Below are 20,658 nucleotides of genomic sequence, written 5' to 3' on the forward strand. Positions count from 1 at the left end.
TATCGCGGTCGACAACTACGGCATCGTCGAGGACACCCACCAGAGCCTGATCCACATGCTGACCCAGTACATGAAGGCCCGCAATGAAGCCGCGGCCGGGAAGCCGGCGGGATGAAACCGAACTTCTTCATCGTCGGGGCTCCGAAATGCGGCACGACCTCGCTGGCGCGGTATCTCTCCCAGCACGATGAAGTTTTCATTTCCACCCCCAAAGAGCCCAGCTACTTCGCCCGCCACCTGTGGCGCGACGAAATACGCCCGGAACTCCTGCCTTTTCGCTGCGAGCTGGATGCCTACCTGCAGCTCTTCTCCGAAGCCGATCACAACAAGCACAAGGCGGTCGGCGAAGGGTCGACCATATACTTGAGCTCGCGGCAGGCGCTGACCGAAATTCGCGAATTGCAGCCAGCGGCCCGGATCATCGTGATGCTGCGAAACCCTGTTGACCTGGCCTATGCCCTGCACTCGGAGTGCCGATTGCATCTGCACGAAGACGAGGAGGATTTCGAAACCGCCTGGTCCCTGCAGGAGACACGCCGCAACGGCAACCGCATCCCGAAAGGTTCGGACCGGGTGCAGTCCCTGCTTTACGGCGACATGGCCCGACTGGGCGAACAGCTTGAAACCGTTCTGGAGATTTTCCCTCGCGACCAGGTGATGTGGATATTCTTCGATGACTTCAAGGCGGATACCGGCCTGCAATATCGTTGCGTTCTGGAATTCCTCGAACTGTCCAACGACGGCCGCACCGCGTTTCCCGTGGTGAACCAGAACCAGAACGCGAGACCCTCCGCCGTCCTGCGCATTCTCAAGACCAACCGGATGCTGCGCCGGGCCTCGGCAAGCCTGAAGCGCTCCTTCGGCGTCCAGTCCTGGGGGATCGTGAAAAGGCTTCAGAACCGCACCGCGGAAACCGCACCCCGTCCTCCGCTCTCGCCCGCCCTGCGTGCAGAGATGACGCAGTATTTTGCCGAGGACGTAGCCCGCCTTGCGCGGATAACGGGGCGTGATCTATCCGGGTGGAGCTCTCTTTCGCAACCGACGTTGCCAATGCAGTAACAAGCGTAGTGCCTCAGGTGTCCAAAAATAATTTGATCCTCGCCGGGACGGTCCGCCTGATACCGGCCCTTCCATTATTCCCCCTGCCCTCCCGCCCGGAGCATAAGGCGGGAAGGCGGCCCCACCGTGCGAGTCGGCCTGCAGCCATGTCCGGGGCCCAGCCATGATCATCAACGCCGCACATGACTTCGGCTTTGTCCATATTCCCAAATGCGCGGGTTCGACGATCCGCCAGCAATTGCGCGAACAGGACGACCTGGGGGGCAAGTTCTATCACACGATGACCCTGCCCGAGATCGGGCGGATCAACGGGAACCATGTTCCGCTCTACCTGCTCGACAGCCATTTCCCCGACGACATGGCCCGCCTGCGCGCCGTCACCTCCTACGCGATCGTGCGCGAGCCGCTGGACCGCTTCGTCTCGGCGGTCGCCCAGTACATGCGCAGCCACATCAGCGAGCCCGCCGAGCTCACGACCGATCAGATCCTCGCCGAAACCGACCGGATCATCTCCTCGGTGCAGGCCGATTCCGAGCAGCGGGAAATCCGCAACACGATCTTCTTCCGGCAGGTCGATTACGTGTATCTGGGCGATGAGAAGATCATCGATCATGTCTACGCGATGGAGCACCTCAAGGCGCTGATCGCCCGGATCGCGGAGCGGCATGGCCTCGAACTGCGCGGCGACTCGACCTGGAACCCGACGGTCACCTACCGGGTTTCCGGTCTCAGCCAGACCCTGAAGCGGCTCAACAGCATGTCCCGGCAAGTGCTTCCCCAGACCGCCTATGTGGCATTGCGCGACCTGGGGATCCGGACCCTGACGAAGAAGGGCGTGCCCGCGCTCGAGACGGCGCTGCGCCAGTCGCGGGAGGTCAGGGCCTTTGTCGCCGAACACTACGCCGCGGATTACGAGCTGCACCGCAAGGCGGCCGCGACACAGGTCCCGGCATGATGCTCCTGGATGGAAAACTGGCGGACGGGTAATGAAATTCAGCTTTTCCTGGCTGACGCGCGATGGTCTGAAAGCCCGGGCGTTACGCGGCTCGTCGCTGACCGTCCTCCAGATCGGCGGATCGAACGTGCTGCGGCTCGCGTCGAACCTCATCCTGACACGCATCCTGTTCCCGGAGGCCTTTGGCCTGATGGCCCTGGTGCAAACCTTCCTCCAGGGCATGAAGATGCTGTCGGACAGCGGGGTGACCCCCTCGATCATCCGCTCGAAAAACAGCGATGACGCCGATTTCCTGAACACCGCCTGGACCGTGCAGGTCTGCCGCGGCCTCATACTCTGGCTTCTGACCTGCATTCTCGCCCTGCCCGCCGCCGGCTTCTTCGACGAGCCGATGCTGGCGCAGATCCTGCCGGTCACCGGGCTTTCGCTGCTGATCTCCGGCTTTACCACCACCAAGGGGGCCACGGCGCAGCGGGACATGCGGCTTGGCCTGCAGACGGCCATCAGCATCGGCACCCAGGCCATGGGCATCGCCATCACGGTCCTGCTCGCCTGGTGGCTGGAAAATGTCTGGGCGCTGGTGATCGGCGGGCTGATCTCGACGACGTCAGCCGTTGTGCTCCAGCATTACCTGCTGCCGGGCATGAACAACCGCTTCTGCTGGAACCGGGCCGCCTTCAACGAGATCTTCAGCTTCGGCAAGTTCATCTTCCTGTCCTCCGCGCTGGGGTTCATCATGAACCAGGGCGACAGGCTGGTCCTGGGCAAATACCTCCCGCTCGCGGAGTTCGGGATCTACAACATCGGGGCCATGCTGGCGACGCTGCCCTTCATGGTCAGCAAGGCGCTGAACGACGCCATCGTCTTCCCGCTTTTCCGCCACCTGCCGATTGCCGCGAACCCGGCGAACCGGCGCAAGGTCTTCACCGCCCGGCGCCTCGTGCTCGGCGCGTCGCTCGCTGGCAACGCGCTCCTGGCCTTCGCGGGGGTGCCGCTGGTGGATCTGCTGTACGACCAGCGCTACACCATGGCCGGACCCGTGGTGGTGCTGATGTGTCTGGCCCTCGTCCCCCAGACGATCTTCTTCAGCTACCGGGCGGTGTTCATGGCGGCGGGCGATTCCCGCAGCCCCTTCTTCTTCGTGGTGATCGGGGCGACCGCGCAGGTCCCGCTGCTGCTCCTGGCGGTCCAGACCATGGGAACCTTCGGCGTGATCCTGGTGCCCGGGCTGGTCACGATGCTGCTGAGCCCGCTTCGGGTGCGCCTGCTGCGCCGCCATAACGGCTGGGATACCCGCGGCGACCTCCTGCTCGGCACCTTCGGCTTTGCGACGACCGGCGCGGCCTGCCTGCTCTACTGGGACCGGATCATCCTCCTGGCGGGATAGCCGGGCAGGCCCCCGCCCCTTCAGGCCAGGAAAGGATAGGACCTGGCCAGCGCCGGGAAGTCCGGGAACAGCTCTGCCAGCCGGGCGGCGTCGGGCGCAAAGGTCTCTTCCAGGCGGCGACGCAGATCGGGGGGAAGCTGCGGACGCTCGTCGCGCAGGCGGCTGTTGCGGATGCGCTGGCGCACCGCCTTGGGCACCAGGCCGCGACGCAGGGCGCGCGCCACCGGGTTGGCGACCAGGAGCCGGTGGAAAGGCAGGACCCGGATGCGGTCGCGCGAGACGTTCTGCGCCCCGAGTTCCGGCTTCCAGCTCAGCGCCTGCCCGGCGCCGATATGCACCCCGATGCGACCGAGTTCGCCCTCGGGATCGGAGGTGATCTGCTCGAGGCTGGTCAGCAGCACGTTCCCGGCCCCGAACCGGTCGATATAGGGTTCGATCTGCATCGGGTACCGGCTGTAGGCGATCAGCTCGGGCGTGGCCTCGAAGGCCGCAACCGGATCATGGCCGAGCGATCCGCGCGACCATTCGTGCAGGTATTGGGACAGCGCCCGCTCGACCGGGTCCCGGATGACATAGACCAGCCGGGGAGACGCCAGGACCGCGGCCATGCGCGCGATCGTCTCGGGGTAGGTCGGCAGCTTGGTGTAATGGGTGCTGGCCTCGCCCTTCAGATCGCCCGGGGCGGCCGCCGCGAAGAGGCCGCGGTACCAGTCCATGCCCTGCGCGTAGACCGGGTCGTCGGAAAAGAAGTTCGGCTCCTTCGGCGTCGTCATGAAGATGCCCGGCTGCGCCTCCAGCTGCACCTGCAGGGTGGTGGTGCCCGATTTCATCGCCCCGATGATCAGGAAATCCGGAAGCCCGGGGGCGCTCATTCGGTTTCACCCGGGGCGAAGCGCGGCCCGAGCGGACGCATCGCGTTGGTCCAGATATCGATGCCCTCGGCCTGCGCCATCGGCCGGATCCTCTTGCCGCCCAGCCGGGTCAGGTGCTTGATCGCGCGCCCGAGATACCAGAGCAGGTTGGCGGCAAGCAGGCCGGCCTGCCCGTGCGCCTGGTAGAGAAACCGCGTGCGCGAGCTGTAGTAATAGCGCGGCAGACGGGCCCGCTGGCTGCTGAGCGACTTCACCGGACCGGAGCCGCCCCGGAAATGCACCGCCCGGGCGCCCCGCACCTGGCGGATGCCCCAGCCGGCCCGGCGCGCCCTGAGGCAGTATTCGACATCCTCGAAGTAGAGGAAGTAGCCTTCATCCATCGGCCCGATCTCGCGGATCATCTCGCCGCGCAGGAGGATGCAGGCGAAACTCGCCCATTCGATGTCCACCGGCACCGGATCGGGGCCGAGCGAGACCTCGCGATGCTTGAAGAGCCGGGTCACCACGCTGCTGCGCGCGGCCCGGATGAACTCGCTCAGCGGACCGGGAAAGCGGAAGCAGCTGTCCTGCACGCCGCCGTCGTCATATTCGATCACCGGCGCGAACAGGCCGACCCGAGCCTCGGTGCGGGCCGCCGCCATGATCGCGCCCAGGAAGCCCGGCCGCAGCACCGCGTCGGAGTTCAGCACGAGGTAGAAGGCGGCCTCGGCCGCCGCGATGCCCTGGTTGTGCCCCCCCGAGAAACCGGAGTTGGTTGCGGAGCGGACGAGACGGACCGGCGTGCCTTCGGGCTGCGCGGCAATCCAGGCCTCGATCTGTTCGGCGGAACCGTCGCCGGAGAGATTGTCCACGACAACGACAAGACCATTGATCCCCGCCATGTCGTCGAGGACGGAGCGCACGCATTCCAGCGTCAGGTCACCGGTGCGGAAGTTGATGATGGAAACGACCAGATCAAACGGCATCCGTATCCTCCGGGGTGGCTGGTGAAAAACGGCTGTAGCGCACCCCGGCCGCAGCCTTTCCGGACCTGCGGCGCGCGTGCCCGGCGGCGAAGCGGGTGGATGACGGGGTGCGGGACGCCGCCGGGACCTCGGCTTCGGTGGCAGGGGCGTCCGCCGTGCGGTACTCGAGCCGGCCGATCAGCGACCCGGCGATGATCCAGGTCAGCGGTGTCAGCCCGGCATTCGGGATGAGGTCGATGAGATTTCCGGCCAGCATCAGGGCCAGCACCGGCGTTGCCGACGTGAGCCCCGCGTCCCGCCTTCGCAATGCCAGCAGCATGATCGGAAGGCACAACAGGCCGAAACGGCCCAGATATCCGACCCAGCCCCGCTCTCCCACGACGATGGTCCAAAGACCGTCGGTCGTGCTCTGGTCGTTGCCGCGGTCGTCATATATCCTCTGCCGGCTGTAGCCGCCCCATCCGAAGAGCGGGCGCTCGTTCGCCTTGGCGAGCAGCTGGTCCTCATTGAAGATCCGGTATTTCAGCGAGCCCGCCCGTATAGGGTCGATTGCGTCTGCAATCGCGACGGCCCGGTCGACCGGGATCAGGTCGGCCCCCCTCAGGGCCGGGTAGAGCAGGATGGCCGCCGAGACCGCCGCCGCCACGAGCAGCTGGATGCGCAGGCTCGCCAGCAGGGCGAAGGGCAGCAGGAGCAGAACGATGATGAGCGCGGTCAGCGACTTGCAGGCCACCAGTATCAGGAGAAGCCAGGCCGTGGCGGCCAGGAACTGCACCCGCCGCTTCCCGTCGATCCGGGAATACCCCGCAGCGGCGAGAATGCAGGCGCACATGAAGATGGCCAGCCAGAGACCGTGCTTGAGGAACACCAGCGGCCTGTAGCCGCCGCCGCGCAGGACCTGCTTCCAGGAACTGGGGAAATACCCGTAGACCATCCGGTGCAGCTGCGGCGACATCACCAGTTCGAAGATGATCGGCAGGGTATATATCAGGCCGGCGATGCAGAAGGCCCGCACGACCAGCTTCTGGCTGTCGTCCGAGGCGAGATACTTGCGGGCAAGCAGCATCGGAAGCAACATCATGGAGGCGGTAAGTACCGCCGAAAACCCATCGTAGAGCCTGAGTCCCGGCAGTCTCAGCGGGCCGTAGACCAGCGGGTCCCGGTTGGTGATGACCGTCAGGAAGGCCCCGAGGACAATGGCTGCGATCAGAAGCCTGGCAAGCGGGTGACGCGGCAGCCAGCCGGGCAGCGGGGCATTGGCCGGATCCGCCGCCAGGCGGCGCGCCAGCGCCAGCAGGCACACCAGGGCGACCAGGGACGGCATCGTGTCCTTGTCGATCGTCGGCAGCAGCGGCGGGTTCCATCCCATCCCGTGCGGCAGGAAGAGATATCCCAGAAGCAGGGTCCAGACGAGGGCCGTCCGCGGCTTCAGGGTCCGGAACAGGATCAGGCCCACCACGGGAAAACCGAAGAGGGCGGTCAGCGGCGGAATCATGGCAAACCTCCCCCCAGCGGCATCAGCTATCCCCGAAACGGGTTCTCAGCGCGCGGCCGGCCAGCCGGGGCAGGATGGCAATGCAGGGCGCATAGCGGCGGGCCATCCGGCGCGGGTCAAGCGCGAGACGCCACAGCCATTCCGCGGCGAACAGGCGGAAGAGACGCGGCGCGCGGCGCTGCCGGCCGGACAGGAAGTCGAGCCCGGCCCCGATCGACAGGAAACCCATGTGGGGCAGCTGCCGACTGGCGTAGGCCGCGAACAGCTCCTGCTTGGGCGCCCCGAGGGCCACGAAGCACAGACCGGCCCCGGAAGCGCGCAGCGCCTCGACATGGCGGTCGGCCTCGGCACCGACAGGGTCGAAATTCATCGAGGGCGCGATGCAGGCCGCCACGCGGAAGCCCGGGGCGCGAGTTTCAAGCACCCGGGCGGCGCCCTCGAGGGCCTCTTCGGTCGAGCCGAAGAGCACCGCCGGCACCTCCGCTTTTCCGGCGAGCGCCGCGACGGGCACGACGAGGTCCGACCCCGGCAGAAGATCGACCTGCTGCCCGGCCAGGCGGGAGAGCCAGACGACCGGATTGCCGTCGGCCGTTACGTGGCTGTGCTGGCGATAGGCTTCGGCGAAGGCCGGCAAGCGGCCGAACTTGACGACATGGTCCAGGTTGAGCGTCGCGAGGCAGAAGCCGCGCCGCTGTTGCAGGCGCTCGCCCAGATCGGCAAGCAACGCCTCCCGCGTCGCGACATTGACGGCGATCGACCTGCCTGTCTCGGGCAGCGGGACCTCCTGATTCCAGTTCATCATCTCAAACGCTCAATCATGACCAACAGATCGCTTTCGGGCATAACAAAAAAAAGGCCAAAGCATGAAAGTTTCTGGGTTTGCAGGGCCCGCAACCCGCATCGGCCGGGCCGCGGCGGGCAGATTGCAGGCAACCCGCCCTCCATGGCGGCCGGTCGCCCGGGATTTCACGCCTTGACCACGTGCGTCAGCGGCAATCCGCGCCGCGCGATCGCGTTGCGGGTATCGATCACCGGACAGCCGAGTTCGAGCAGGCCGGCATAATCGACCCCGTCGTGATCCGTCGCGATCAGCACCGCCATGAACCGACCCGGCGCCAGCTCTGCCGGGTCGAGCGCGGTGCGTTTCTCGTACTGCCCGTATTCCCGCATCGGCGGAATCTCCGGCACATGCGGGTCTATGAAGGCAACCTTGGCCCCCGCCTCTTCGAGCAGCTGCATCAGTTTCATCGCCGGACTTTCGCGCATGTCGGCAACGTTCTTCTTGTAGGCGACCCCGACCAGCAGGATCTCGCCCCCCTTCAGCCCGCGCCCCGAGGCCGCGTCGACCACCTCGCGCAGCCGCGCGACGACATGGTGCGGCATGGCGGTGTTGATCTCGCCGGCAAGCTCGATGAAGCGGGTCGGCACCTCGTATTCGCGCGCCTTCCAGGTCAGGTAGAAGGGGTCGATCGGGATGCAGTGCCCGCCAAGGCCCGGGCCGGGGTAGAAGGGCATGAAGCCGAAGGGCTTGGTCGCCGCCGCCTCGATCACCTCCCAGACGTCGATGCCCATGGCGTCGTAGACCAGCTTGAGCTCGTTCACGAGGGCGATGTTGACCGCGCGGAAGATGTTCTCGGTAATCTTCACCGCCTCGGCGGTGCGGGTGTCGTGCACGCGCACCACCCGGGCGACGACCGCGCCATAGAAGGCTTCGGCCAGGTCGCCCGCGACCGCCCCCGTCCCGGCCACCACCTTGGGGATGGTGCGGGTGGTGAAGGCGGCGTTGCCGGGATCCTCGCGCTCGGGCGAGAAGGCCAGGAACAGGTCCTCGCCGGGCACCAAGCCGCTGGTCTTCAGGATCGGCGCCAGCACCTCCTCGGTGGTGCCGGGCCAGGTCGTGCTTTCCAGCACCACCAGGGTGCCGGGACGGACATGGGCTGCGATGGTGCGGGTGGTATCGGTGACGAAGGACAGATCCGGGGCCCGCTGCTGATCGAGCGGGGTCGGCACGCAGATCACGATCACCTGGCAATCGGCCAGCCTGGAGAAATCGCCGGTGGCCGAAAGCCGCCCGCGCACCGCCGCCAGCGCGGCGGAGGGCACCGCGTCGATATAGCTGGAACCGGCCGCGAGCCGGGCAATCTTGCCAGGGTCGATATCGAAGCCGGTCACCGGAAAGCCCGCCTCGGCTGCGGCGACCGCAAGCGGTAGCCCGACATAGCCGAGCCCGATCACCCCGACCCGCGCGGCACGGCCGGCAATTGCCGCCAGCAGCCCCTGCCCCGCGTTTCCGCTCATGCCCGTGAATCCCGTTCCAAGCCGGCGCACCGCTCCTGAGATCGCTGCCACACTGCGGACACCCGCATACCCGTTCGCCGCCTAAACATCTGCCAAGGGGTTATCGCCAAACCCGGCACGCCGCAATACCGCGAGCCCTTGGCCCGGGACCGCGCCAGACCACCCCGTCTCCGGCCGCCAAACAGGCCGTTCAACGAGTCGCGCCACGCCGGACGCCTGCTTCGCAGCCGCCTCCCGCCCCCGATTAGCCCAAAACCGGCAAAAATCCACCCAATCGGCGAGGATTTGCCCACGTTCTGGAAACAGCGCCACAGTTCACTCGCAATGTCTTCGCCTTTTGACCATACACCAAACCTGAAAACGCCGCAAAAGAAGTGGAAAGACTGTTCTCGAAAGCTGTCCGTCATTCCAGTTTTCGGGAGATCATCGTAGTGTTCGGGACAATCATCTTACCAAACCCTCGAAGGGTGAACGTTGGCCCAACTGCAGGCGATTCGACCGTATATATTGACAGTCGCGAGGAGATGGCGACTGTATCTGGTGTTGGTGCTTCTAATTGGTCTCATCATAGGACCGGCATCACGGAATTCAGTCTCAGCAGCACAGGCAGGCGACAGGCAGGCTTCGGCCTCCGCTCCTGCTTCAACGAACACCTTACCCGGAGCAGGGGAAGAGATGAGCGGAACTGACGTATTCAACGCCACGGCCATTGCCGGGCGGGTGACCACCCTTGATCTCGACGACACCAGCGTCGCCAATGTCGAGATCGTGACGAAGGCCAGCTATGGCAACGTGACGGTCAACCCCGACAACTCCCTCGCACTGGTGCTGACCGGGACGACCGAGACGGCGGACCTGGATTTCGTCATCCGCATCACGCACAACGACGGGACCAGCGAGGTCAAGACGGTGGCGGTCGACGTGGTCGAGGGCACCCAGCAGGGCGGCTGGGGCATCGGCGACCACTACATGCTCGAGACCGACAGCCAGGACCGGATCGTCGTCGAGCAAGGCGAGAACCATCGCAAGGTCTATGTCTCGGGCAGCGAGAATGCCCTGACCTTCGAAGATATCGCCGCCCGCGAGAACCTCACGATCACCGATGACAGCCAGTGGTACCGCTTCCTCCAGGAGCACCCGGAATACGGCGCGACCGAAGACATGGCCGTCGCCGAGGAGGTCGGAGACCTCATCTGGCGGCTCTACAGCGGCGCCCAGAATACCGGCGGCGAGGCGCATTCGAACTGGTTGCTGTTCGAGCGCGGCTATACCTACAGCACGCTGAGGATCGGCACGACCGGTTTGCCGGGCGAGTCGGAAGTGCATCCGATCTATATCGGCGCCTATGGCGAAGGCGAGGACCCGAACATCGCGGCGCAGCTCAAGTTCATCAGCCCCGGCTCGCAGAACGTCGTCTTCCAGGACCTCAACTTTACCGGCGGCATCGACGCGATGAGAGGCGCGAACTTCCTCTTCGATCATGTCACCGTCTCCGACGAGATGATGAACTTGCAGAATCTCGACTCCGTGACGCTGCGCAACTCGACCATCTACGACGTCTTCCGGGAAGAACCGCTCGACCCGACGGCAGGCTGGTCCTCCCACTCGAATCGCGAATCCGGGATCTACGTCAGCTCGTCGCAGGGAATCCTGCTGGAAAACAGCTTCTTCGACCACAACGGCTGGGCGGACGATTACCGCGAGGACATGTCGGTCGAGGGCGGCCAGCCCCCGAGCAAATACAGCCACAACATCTACCTCCAGTACACGAACCTCGACATCACGCTCCGCGACAACATCATCATGCGCGGCGCCGCAGCCGGGGCACAGGTCCGGTCCGGCGGCTTCATCGAGGACAACCTCTTCCTGGACAACAACGGGGGCGGCTTCTTCGGATCCGGCGATGCAGGAAGCGGAAACTATTCCCTGTTCACCGGGAACGTGGTGACCTCGGCCGGGTACAGGGATGCCGACGAGGGCATCTCCGTGCTCTCGGGCGGATGGCGCAACGAGGGCAACTCCGCGACGCTGATCGGCAACATCGTCGCCCACCTCGCCGACCCGAACAATCCGGCGGAGGAGGCCGCGAAAGAGGTCACCCATTGGTCCCTGGCTACCGCCACCCAGAACCTGCCGGTTTACGACAACACGATCATCTACAACTGGGAAGGCGCCAGGCTGGCTCCCGGCACCAACGACCAGAATATCGACGGCCTGGACACCTCGGTCCTGAACCAGACCACGATTCAGATGTTCGCCGCCGACCTGCTGGGCAAGCCGACCGCGACCATCGCGGAATTCGCCGACTACCTGCGCTCGATGCCCGGCGGCGACAAGCTCGACGGCATGGTCGACGCCGACCTGGTCATCGCCTTCTTCCGGGAAGGCTTCGGGCTGGAAACCGATCTGCGCGCCGAGGCCGCGACGCTGCGCTTCATCCCCAACGAACTGGGCGACGGCGTGCGCTGGGACAACCGGCTGAACTGGGACAGCGGCGACCTGCCCGGCACCCAGGATGGTGACAGCGTCGATCTCGGCGGCAACGTCGTCTACTACAGCGGCATCACGCAGCTGGCGGGGCTCGCCTTCGGCCTGCAGGGCACGCTCAACGTCAATCAGGGCGTGCTCCGGGTCGACGGTCCCATCTCCGTGGATCCGAGCGGCGCGCAGCTGAACGTCGACAAGGCCGGCCAGATCTGGATCGACGGCTATTCCGATCTCGACGTGCTGAAGGTCGATGCCGCCGGCGGCCGTTTCGCCAATACCGGCATCGCGCTCGGCAACATCCAGATGGATGTCTCGGACAATGCCCAGGTTATCCTCGCCACGGATGGTGCGGAATACATCATGCGGGCCCGCAGCAACCTGACCGTGACCGGCGGCGATGCCAGGGTCGGCTTCGACGGCGTTGCCGGCGGCACCGCCGCGCTGCTGCTGACCGAGGGGGCGGATCTGAAGTTCGTCGCAGAGGGCGGCAAGATCGGCACCATCGAGGAGTTCTACTCCGGCAAATACGAACAGAGCGGCTCCGGCGTGCGCTCGGGCGTGAACCTCGGCGGCGCGACGCTCGAGGTCGATGTCTCGGACGTCGCGGCCCTGGGCCAGGGCAGCTTCGAGCTGATCCACGTCGACGAGCTGATCGGCACCTTCGGGGCGATCAACATCGTCGGCCTCGCCAGCAACCAGGCGGCCAAGGTGGTGGTCAACTACACCACCGACAAGGTCATCCTGCACTTGGGCGCGCTCGGCAGCGGTAAGGGCGTCGCCACCCTGCAGACCGTGGGCGAGCCGAGCGACGCGAAGGCTGACGCCGGTCTCTATGCCATCCTGACCGACGGGCATGGCGTCTACCCCGTCGACCGCCCCGACGGCGGGTTCTCCGACACATTGGACGGCAGCGAGAACAACGACACCCTCAAGGGCTCGATGGGGAACAGCCAGATCAAGGGATTTTCCGGTAACGACACTCTCCGCGGCCGGGCCGGGGAGGATACGCTCCACGGCGGAGCCGGAGACGACACCCTTTACGGCAACCGCCAAGCGGATAGCCTGTTCGGCGACGATGGCAACGACACCCTGTTTGGCGGGACGAGTCGCGACCAGCTGTTCGGCGGCAAGGGTGACGACATGCTGTGGGGCGAGCTCGGCAACGACCGGCTGACCGGCGGCGATGGCAAAGATGGTTTCGGCTTCGGCGAAAACTTCGGGCGCGACCGGATCATCGACTTCCAGATCGGGATCGACAAGATCCACCTGGACTATGCCGGCGCCTCATTCGAAGACCTGCTCTTCCGGGGCCGCGGGGGCGATACGGTGATCAATACCTCGCAGGGCGTGATCGTGCTGGAGGGGATTGCTGTCGGCGACCTCTCGGTGAGCGATTTCGTGTTCTGACCCCCCTGCCCCCGTCCCCGCTGGGACGGGGGCAGGGGGGTCAGAACACGATAGTGCTTCCGGGACATCGAAATCCCGGACGCACGGGCGCCGCTGCGGCACTTGTTAGGTGTTCTCCCGAATAATGGTTGAGAGCACAATGCACCCATGTGTCGAACGGACATGAGATGGATGATGAGGATAAGTGCCACGGAAATCACACGGCCACCAGGCCGGCATTTTATGCAATTTGACTCAGGATACTCCAGGGATGTCCCACCTCGAAAAGCGTACGGTAACAACGCGTGAGTTTCATTAACGTAGAGTCAATTTGACTTACCGGCCGGTCCAGCCGCGCTCGCGGAGTTCGGTTGCCGTCTTCTCGACCGACACCGGAAACCGCATGTTGATGAGCGCCCGCTCGCAGGGCGATAGCGCCAGCTTCGGCCCGCGCCCCACCAGCAGCCGGATCGCGCGGCGCACCTGATGCGCGAAATAGCGGGTTCCGCGGCCGCGGCGGTCGGCCGGCCCGAGAATCCGGTTCGCCTTGCGCATCCAGGCCGCCTCCCAGCGGCTCAGCGCGGTGTTATGCGGCTTGGGCAGGACAAGGCCCTCCATCGGCAGCCCCACCAGCCCGGCGAATTCCGCGAAGATCTCCGCGCCATTCGCCGGCTTCAACCGCACCGCGACCCGTCCGGGGAACTGCGCCGACCAGTCCCGCGCTGTCTTGGCCATCGGCAATTCGTTGGCGGTGGCGATGAAACTGTCGAGATCCCCGGTATGGCCGCGCTTCACCGCCTCGGAATAGATCGACAGGAAGAACTCCTCCATCGGCCGGATATAGAGGAGATATTGCACCTGCGAGAACCGCGCGCGCAGCCAGCGGTCGAGCGCACCACGCAACTCGGGCGTCCTCAGATAGGCACCGATCTGCTCGCAGGAGATGACGAAGGTCGCCTCCGGATGTGCGGCCAGCTCTTCGGCCAGTCGCTCCTCGAATTTCGACGTAACCGCGCGCTGGTCCTCCAGCGTCTCGATCTTGCGTACGGCCTTCTCGATATGGTCAGGCACCAGCGCACCGGCCTCTGAGCAGCCGATGAACGCGTATTCAATCTGGCTGTGTAGGCTCAGGCGCGGCGGCATGTAGATCAGCCCCTGCGCCTCAAGTGCCGCGCGATTCAGCTTCAGGAAGACCTGTATCGACGTCGTCCCCGTCTTGGGCAGTCCGACATGTACGATTGCGCGCGCCATGGTGCCTCTCTGTCAATATCTTGGCCGATAGGCCCCCGCGCGGGAAAACTCAAACGAAACCGTCGCTACACGCTTGGGCACTTCAAGGCAAAACGTGTTCGTGATCTTGCTTATGATGCTCCACCCCCAGGAGTTGAGCCTCGTTTCATTGCGGAACCTGCTATGAATGATGGATCGGGCGGTATCTCGCGAGCCGCCGGAGCAACATACGAAGCCTGTTTGCCGGCATGGTTCTGCGACCCGCGATCACCGCGGCAGGAAGGCAGCATCGGGAACGGGAATAGACCTGTGCCGGGCTAAATGCTGCGCATAGGACTCCTACCGAAGTATTCAGAGCAAATGCTGGCGGAAGCAGCTACAGAAGGGAGAAGCTGTCACGTCGATCAAAGTCGCATTTGGGCTAGCGCGTTCACCCGAACTCACACAAAAGCCAGGCCCCGCGCATGATACGGAGCCTGGCTTTAGATTGAACCGGAAATACGGTAATTACTTGGTGGTCGTAGTAGTGGTGCCGCTGCTGCCACCGCCGAGAGCCACACCCAGCACGAGCAGGCCTGCGATGACACCCGCAGCCGCACCTGCTCCGAGGCCGCCGCCAATTGCGCCACCCACACCACCACCGCCAGCGCCGGTCGCCTGCGCCGGCGCCGCAGGGGCGTTCTGTGCGAAGGCGGCCGAACTGACGCCCATGCTTGCGATAACAAGCGCAGCAATCGTCTTTTTCATGCGTAAATTCCTTTCCGCTTACAGTTGCGGAAAGCTGTAGCGCACAAAAGGGTTTCGATCAATCTGGCGCACGGCCGATTGATTGCTTTGTGGGCATTTTTTGCCACGTCTGCCCTTCTCGGGGGCGCAGGACGCTGTCTTTGCCCGAGAAGCGGGCAAAGACAGCGCGGGTTGGGCTTATCTCCCGGTGGTTGTGGTGGTGGTCGCCACGCCGTTGTTCCCGCCGCCGAGGACAACCGCCAGACCAAGCGCCGCCAGCACCCCCGCCGCGGTGGCTGTGCCGCCCCCGGCAAGCCCGGTCGCGGTGGCCGAGACCTTGGCCCCGGTCGCGCCGCCGGGGGTGACATCGGCACCATTGCCCGGCCCCTTCGCTTGGGCCTGTGGGCCGGCATTGCCGCTCCTGACCTGGGCGGCGGGATTGGCATTAGGCGCCTGGGCTGTCGCCCAGGTTGCGAGGCCGAGCAGGCCAGCGGTCACGAGGCCGAGAGAACGTGTCAGAAGACGGGACATGGGAAACTCCTTGTGGAATGGGTTTTCCCATCACTTGACTCAACCCCGCTGCAAGACAACCCGAGGCGCCCACTCCCCTGCCAATACGGAGGTTTTCCGCCCGAACCGGCGGCACCCTCGGCAGGGTGCCGCCACCCGGCCTGGCCCCGGCGGTTCTCCGCCCGGGCGGGATCAGTCGAGCAGCCGGCGGATCTTCAGGTAGCCGATCTCGGGCCCGGCCCATTGCCGCGACTGCCGCATCAGCCCGGCGCGAGTGTCGATCCAGTAATCGTTAACCACCTCGCCCGCGCCCAGTTGCTGCCCGCCCACCACCGTACCGGCGGTGACGCAGCGTTCGCGCAGGTGCCGGGTGGCATGGGCGCGCTCGACCACGGTGACGGTCTCGGGGCCCAGGTCCTCGAGGTCGCAGGCCAGCCCCAGCCGCACCACCTGCAGATCGCCGCTGCGGATATGCATCCCCCGCTCACCGCCCGAGGCCGGGCCGAGCCGGCCCCCGGCCACCTGCACCTCGCTCGACACCAGGTCGCCGCCCAGGCCGCGGGTGGCGATCAGCACCCCGTTGCGGAAGCCCAGCGAGACATTGTCCTGGGTGCGCCAGTATTCGACCCGCCCCGGCCCCGCGTCGCTGCGCACCAGGCCGCGTTCGAGATAGCCGGTGATGGCGCGCCGTTCGATCGTCACCTCGATATGGCTGCCCTCGATGCCCTCCAGCGCGGCCCGAGTCAGCAGCGGCGCGGCGGCTTGGGCGCGGCGCGCAGCACGCCCAGCAACAGCCTCCTTGCCGATGGTGAACAGCTGCGGAAACAGCGGTGCGGTATCGTTGCCGCTGCTGCAGCCGGCCAGCGCCGCGGCGGCGACCAACATCACCAGGCCTCGGGCGATCATTCCCAGACTCTCCCCCATTCGGTGTCCAGCGCCCGTTCGTGGGCCTGCCGCACCTGGCCATAGAGCCGGCCCGGCACGTCGAGCTTCTGGCCGCCGTCGCGCTGAATCGGCCGAATCGACAGCCCCACCGACTGCTGCGTCGGCTTGCCGAGGAACCAGTTCACCGGGATGCTGAACCGCACCCCCTTGTCGAAGCTCCCCTCGCCGAACTCGGCGGCCGATACATTGGTGAGCGTGAACCAGCCGCCCACCGACCAGCCATTGGCGAAGATACGGTCGACGCTGAGCGTGCCACCGACATCACCGGCGAGATAGCGCCCGACACTGGCCTCGGCGACATAACCGCGCCCCATCTCGAAATAGGCTGAGGCATGGCCCGTGGCCACGGTATAGTCGCGGAAGCCGAAGCCCTGGTCGAAGTCGCGCTGGCGCACGTAATTGCCCTCGATCCCCAGCGCCAGCCGACTGTCGACCGGCTTCCACAGCAATTCGCCCGAGATCCCGCCATACATCCGTTCCAGCAGGCCGCCGGTGAGACGGGCATAGAGGTTGGCGCCGGGTTTCCACTGGTAGGCGGCATAGAGGTTGCGCAGCGTGGTGTCGGACTGTGCATATTGCACCTGGTCGGTGCGCACATGCGGCAGCACCGAGTTCGAGGCGCGCCCGCCCGCGACGTTGCCGCCGAGACGGTGGCGCAGCGTGCCGGCGACGATCCAACCAGGGCCCGGCTCCCAGGCGGCGTTCAGCTCGACGCCATAGTCCATCCGGATCGGCTTGGCCGGGTCGAAATAGGCCGGTTCGAAGAAAGGTCCGACCGCCCAGGTAAAACGCGGGTAGACCGTGCCGGTCAGCGCCTCGGCGGCCAGCGGCGGCGCCTCGCCGATGCCGGTCACCGCGCGCAGCGCCGCGGTACTCATGCCGTCGAATTCCAGCGCCTCGAGATCCGAGCGGCGCAGTTCGATCGCCGCCAACCCTAGCCCGCCCGCCACCGGCACCAGGCGGAAGGTCTCGACCGAGGAGGGCAGCTGGCCAGCCAGCACCCGCGCCGCCCGCCCGGCGGCAATGGTCTGGGAGGTATAGCGCTCGTTGCGATAGCGCAGCTCGACGCGGTCGGCGCTCAGTGTCAGGTGCTCGAGCACCAGCCCCTCGGCCGCCAGCAGTGGCGTCACCCGGGCCTGCACCTCGCGCAGCGCCTCGGGGCTGGCCGCCCAGTCGGTCGACCAGGCCAGCGGGTTGTCGACCCGCGGCGGGCGCGGCACCACCGGCTGCGGCGCCGGCGCCGCCAGTCGGTTGATCGGGTGGTTCGGATTGAGCTGGATCTGCGCGGTGACAGCGAGTTCCGAGCCGTACAGATAGTAGGCGCCAAGCCGAGTCCGCCGGGTGACCTGGTATTCCAGCCCGAAGTTCAGGTTCGACTTGCGCTCGAAGACTGAGGTAGTCTGCGTTTCGGTGAGATAGGCGTCCGAGGAATATTCGGCCTTCAGCCCCCAGCGGTCGTTAATCTGCCACTCGACGCCGCCGAAGGGAGCGACAGGGCCGCGGAACCACTGGTCATAGGCCAGCTTGCCGCCGGTGGAATTGGGCACGAAGGCCGGCCGCTTGGCGCCGAAGGGGGTGCCGATGCTGCCGTGCGAACCGAGCCGTCCCCAGCCGAGCCCGGCGGTCAACTTCAGCCGTCCAGGCAAACTTCCGGGATTGAGCCCCGGTGTAGCGAAGGTCTTGGTTGCGACGATATATTCGCCGGCATAGACGCCGGTGCCGATGAAATCCTGCAGCCCCAGAGTGATCTCGGGCCAGCGGCGGGTCTCTCGGTGCAGTCGGAAGCGAACGTCGAAGCCGCGGTCGTAATAGGTGCCGAAGCCGCCCAAGTTCCAGTTCTGGATGCCGTTGTAGCGGAAGCTGCCCGAGAGCCAGGGCAGTGCCTGGAAACTGGCCGTGTAGCGCGATTGCCCGCCGAACCAGGAATAGGCGAAGGTGAACTGCCCGTCGGCCAAGGTCTCGGCCGAGGGCATGTCGATCAGGCCTGGCACGCCGTAGAAGTTGAGGCTGGGAGTCGGCAGCGGAGCGAAGGAGGGCTCGCCACGCTCCTGCGCCACGGCCGACATGACCAAGGGAACCGCCAGCAGAACGGCCAGCCCGCCCGTCGCAAAGGCCCTCCGGACCCTGTCGCTCATCCCCGGCCCCTTTCGCCCTTCCGCAGTCTGTTTCGCTTAGAACACGAAGCCGGAGCGCGATCAACGCGGGCCGGAAAACGCCGGCGGCGGCGTGCCAAAGGCGTCACGCTGAGGGCGCTCAGCTCACACGCCGCAGGGCATGCCATTATACGTTGCCCCGAATTAGGAGGTCTTGCGCCCGGCGCTGCTCTCAGAAAAGCCCTCGACCCAGCGGTGCACCAGCGCCCGCGCCGCCTCCTCGTCGCTGGCGGCCAGCGCCTGGCGCAGCCCGCGCAGCACCGAGGCGACCTCGATCTCGGAGAGATAGCTCTCGCGGGCGCAGAAGATCTTCTGGTAGCGGGTGCCGATCAGGTCGCCCGAAAGGGTCAGCTCCTCCTCGAGCTTCTCGCCGGGGCGCAGGCCGATGATCTCGATCTCGATGTCGCCGTCGGGATTCTCGGCATCGCGCACCGTGTAGCCGGCGCTTTCGATCACCTGGCGGGCCAGCCGGATGATCGGCACCGGCTGGCCCATGTCGAGCACGAAGACCTCGCCGCCGCGCGCCTCGGCCCCGGCCTTCAGCACCAGCTGCACCGCCTCGCGGATCGTCATGAAGAAGCGCCGCACCCTAGGATCGGTCACGGTGACCGGCCCGCCGCGGCTGATCTGGTCCTGGAACAGTGGCACCACCGAGCCCGAGGAGCCCAGCACATTGCCGAAGCGCACCATGGTGAAGACCGTCGCTGGGTGGCGGGTGGCGAGATCCTGCACCACTAGCTCGGCCAGCCGCTTGGAGGCGCCCATCACGTTGGCCGGGCGCACCGCCTTGTCCGAGGAGATCAGGATGAAGCGCTCGACCCCGGCGACCGCCGCCTCGGCGGCCAGCGTCTGGGTGCCGAAGACGTTGTTGGCCAAGCCCGGCAGCGGGTTGGCCTCGACCAGCGGCACGTGCTTGTAGGCGGCGGCATGCAGCACCACCTGCACCCGGTGGTCGGCCAGCACCTTGCGCACCTGGCGCGGATCGGTGACCGAGCCGAGCACTGGCACGATCTCGATGCCGGTGCCCTCGGCCAGCTGGCCGAGCTCCTGGTGCACGGTGTAGAGCGCCAGCTCGGAGAGCTCGTAGAGCACCATCCTGGCCGGCCGGCACGACAGCACCTGGCGGCAGAGTTCCGAACCGATCGAGCCGCCTGCGCCAGAGACCAGCACCACCCGGCCGACGTAGCTCTCGCAGGCGTCGCCCAAGGCCACGTCCGCCGACTTGCGGCCAAGGAAATTCGCCGGCGCGACCGGGGTCAGCTTGTCGATCAGCGCCTCCTCCCCGATCAGCTGCGCGAAGGAGGGCAGGGTCTGCACCTCGAGCTTCATCTGCTGCAGCCGGCGGGCGATCTGGGCCTGCTTGGGCTGACTCAGCGAGGGCATCGCCAGCAGCACCCGGTTGATGTTGCGCTCGCGCACGATCTCGGCGATGCGGGCCGGCTGGAACACCGGCAGGCCGAGCAGGGTCACCCCCTGCAGCGAGGTGTTGTCGTCGACGAATGCGACCGGGTCGATGCTGTCATGCGCCTTCAGCGCTTGGGCCAGCTGGGTGCCGGTGGTGCCGGCGCCGTAGATCAGCACCCGTCGGCGCGGCTGGGCGCGGCGGTAGATCGCGGTCACCACCTGGAACATCACCGCGCGGCTGGCCACCAAGAAAACGAAGTAGCAGATGCCGAAGATCACATGGGTGCCGAGGTGCAGCGCTATCCCGGTGAAGGTCGACAGCCCCGCTGAGACCGCTACCAGCGCCAGCGCGTAGATCGCCGTCAGCCCGATGGCGTGGCGCTCGTAGGCGATCAGCTGGATCGAGGGCAGCCCGAGCCAGAGCGAGAGGCCGGCGGCGATGACGAGCAGGTAGGGCAGTACCGTCAGGGTGGCCCGCAGTGCCTCCCAGACGGGCATCGGCAGGGCCTGGACCAGGTAAGTGAAAAGCAGCGCAACGGGAATCAGCGCCAGGTCGAGGGCCAGGAACACATAGGCCTTCTGGCGGCGGGACATCGAGCTGAGCAGGTTGAACATTCAGACTGCCGCCCCCAAACGACTGACACCAGGGTTCGTGATGAAAACAGGGATTTGCGTCACCGCGGCCCCTACGCGCCGAGGCGGCACCCTTGACAATCTACAATGTAGCCGTCGCGGCAATCAACCGGAAGGCGTTTGCATCGGGGCGTTTTTGCCCAAGCCGGCGGC

15 protein-coding genes are annotated in these 20,658 nt (G+C 66.0%); 4 read left to right on the plus strand and 11 right to left on the minus strand.

All coding sequences use genetic code 11. The features are described from left to right. Positions 1-111 precede the first annotated feature (111 nt). The 3 genes from IE266_RS24090 (at position 112) to IE266_RS24100 (ending at position 3,401) form a co-directional block, all read left to right on the plus strand. Positions 112-1,059: a sulfotransferase family protein gene (locus IE266_RS24090; RefSeq protein WP_189682694.1), complete on the plus strand. Its 948-nt coding sequence runs from the start codon at positions 112-114 to the stop codon at positions 1,057-1,059. A 163-nt stretch (positions 1,060-1,222) separates the two neighbouring features. After that, positions 1,223-2,014, plus strand: coding sequence for a sulfotransferase family 2 domain-containing protein (locus IE266_RS24095; RefSeq protein ID WP_189682695.1), 792 nt, complete (start codon positions 1,223-1,225; stop codon positions 2,012-2,014). A gap of 31 nt (positions 2,015-2,045) precedes the next feature. Next, entirely contained in the window at positions 2,046-3,401 is a 1,356-nt protein-coding gene (locus IE266_RS24100) for an oligosaccharide flippase family protein (protein WP_189682696.1), read from the plus strand. Between the two features lie 20 nt (positions 3,402-3,421). Here IE266_RS24100 and IE266_RS24105 read toward each other — a convergent pair whose 3' ends face one another. The 5 genes from IE266_RS24105 to IE266_RS24125 form a co-directional block, all read right to left on the minus strand. Beyond that, a complete protein-coding gene (locus tag IE266_RS24105) occupies positions 3,422-4,273 on the minus strand; it encodes a sulfotransferase family protein (protein ID WP_189682697.1) in 852 nt (283 codons plus the stop codon). Continuing rightward, positions 4,270-5,238, minus strand: a complete 969-nt coding sequence (locus IE266_RS24110) for a glycosyltransferase family 2 protein (protein ID WP_189682698.1) — start codon at positions 5,236-5,238, stop codon at positions 4,270-4,272. The genes IE266_RS24105 and IE266_RS24110 overlap by 4 nt, the downstream gene beginning before the upstream one ends. Next, the gene (locus IE266_RS24115; RefSeq protein ID WP_189682699.1) at positions 5,228-6,733 is read right to left on the minus strand and encodes a hypothetical protein; all 1,506 of its coding nucleotides are present in this window, start codon (positions 6,731-6,733) and stop codon (positions 5,228-5,230) included. The genes IE266_RS24110 and IE266_RS24115 overlap by 11 nt, the downstream gene beginning before the upstream one ends. A 22-nt stretch (positions 6,734-6,755) precedes the next feature. Beyond that, positions 6,756-7,535 carry a WecB/TagA/CpsF family glycosyltransferase gene (locus IE266_RS24120; protein ID WP_229864448.1) on the minus strand — a complete coding sequence of 260 codons (780 nt, stop codon included), beginning with the start codon at positions 7,533-7,535 and terminating at the stop codon, positions 6,756-6,758. Positions 7,536-7,699: 164 nt separating this feature from the next. Beyond that, positions 7,700-9,031: a nucleotide sugar dehydrogenase gene (locus IE266_RS24125; protein WP_189682700.1), complete on the minus strand. Its 1,332-nt coding sequence runs from the start codon at positions 9,029-9,031 to the stop codon at positions 7,700-7,702. A 675-nt stretch (positions 9,032-9,706) separates the two neighbouring features. Here IE266_RS24125 and IE266_RS24130 point away from each other — a divergent pair. Further along, positions 9,707-12,925: a calcium-binding protein gene (locus tag IE266_RS24130; protein WP_189682701.1), complete on the plus strand. Its 3,219-nt coding sequence runs from the start codon at positions 9,707-9,709 to the stop codon at positions 12,923-12,925. Between the two features lie 315 nt (positions 12,926-13,240). Here IE266_RS24130 and IE266_RS24135 read toward each other — a convergent pair whose 3' ends face one another. The 6 genes from IE266_RS24135 to IE266_RS24160 all read right to left on the minus strand — a co-directional run bounded on the left by IE266_RS24135 (position 13,241) and on the right by IE266_RS24160 (position 20,487). Further along, on the minus strand, positions 13,241-14,155 hold the full coding sequence (locus IE266_RS24135; RefSeq protein WP_189682702.1) for a hypothetical protein: 915 nt from the start codon (positions 14,153-14,155) through the stop codon (positions 13,241-13,243). A gap of 486 nt (positions 14,156-14,641) precedes the next feature. After that, the gene (locus IE266_RS24140) at positions 14,642-14,881 is read right to left on the minus strand and encodes a hypothetical protein (RefSeq protein ID WP_189682703.1); all 240 of its coding nucleotides are present in this window, start codon (positions 14,879-14,881) and stop codon (positions 14,642-14,644) included. 177 nt (positions 14,882-15,058) lie between these two features. Then, entirely contained in the window at positions 15,059-15,391 is a 333-nt protein-coding gene (locus tag IE266_RS24145; protein ID WP_189682704.1) for a hypothetical protein, read from the minus strand. Positions 15,392-15,562: 171 nt separating this feature from the next. Next, on the minus strand, positions 15,563-16,276 hold the full coding sequence (locus IE266_RS24150; RefSeq protein ID WP_189682705.1) for a YjbF family lipoprotein: 714 nt from the start codon (positions 16,274-16,276) through the stop codon (positions 15,563-15,565). Then, complete coding sequence (locus IE266_RS24155) at positions 16,273-18,450, minus strand: YjbH domain-containing protein (protein ID WP_189682706.1); 2,178 nt, start codon at positions 18,448-18,450, stop codon at positions 16,273-16,275. Before IE266_RS24155 ends, IE266_RS24150 begins: the two co-directional genes overlap by 4 nt. Before the next feature lie 162 nt (positions 18,451-18,612). Continuing rightward, on the minus strand, positions 18,613-20,487 hold the full coding sequence (locus tag IE266_RS24160; protein WP_189682707.1) for a nucleoside-diphosphate sugar epimerase/dehydratase: 1,875 nt from the start codon (positions 20,485-20,487) through the stop codon (positions 18,613-18,615). Positions 20,488-20,658: the final 171 nt, after the last annotated feature.

Origin of the sequence: Seohaeicola zhoushanensis, assembly GCF_014656415.1 — a bacterium.
Taxonomy (GTDB): Bacteria; Pseudomonadota; Alphaproteobacteria; order Rhodobacterales; family Rhodobacteraceae; genus Seohaeicola_A; species Seohaeicola_A zhoushanensis.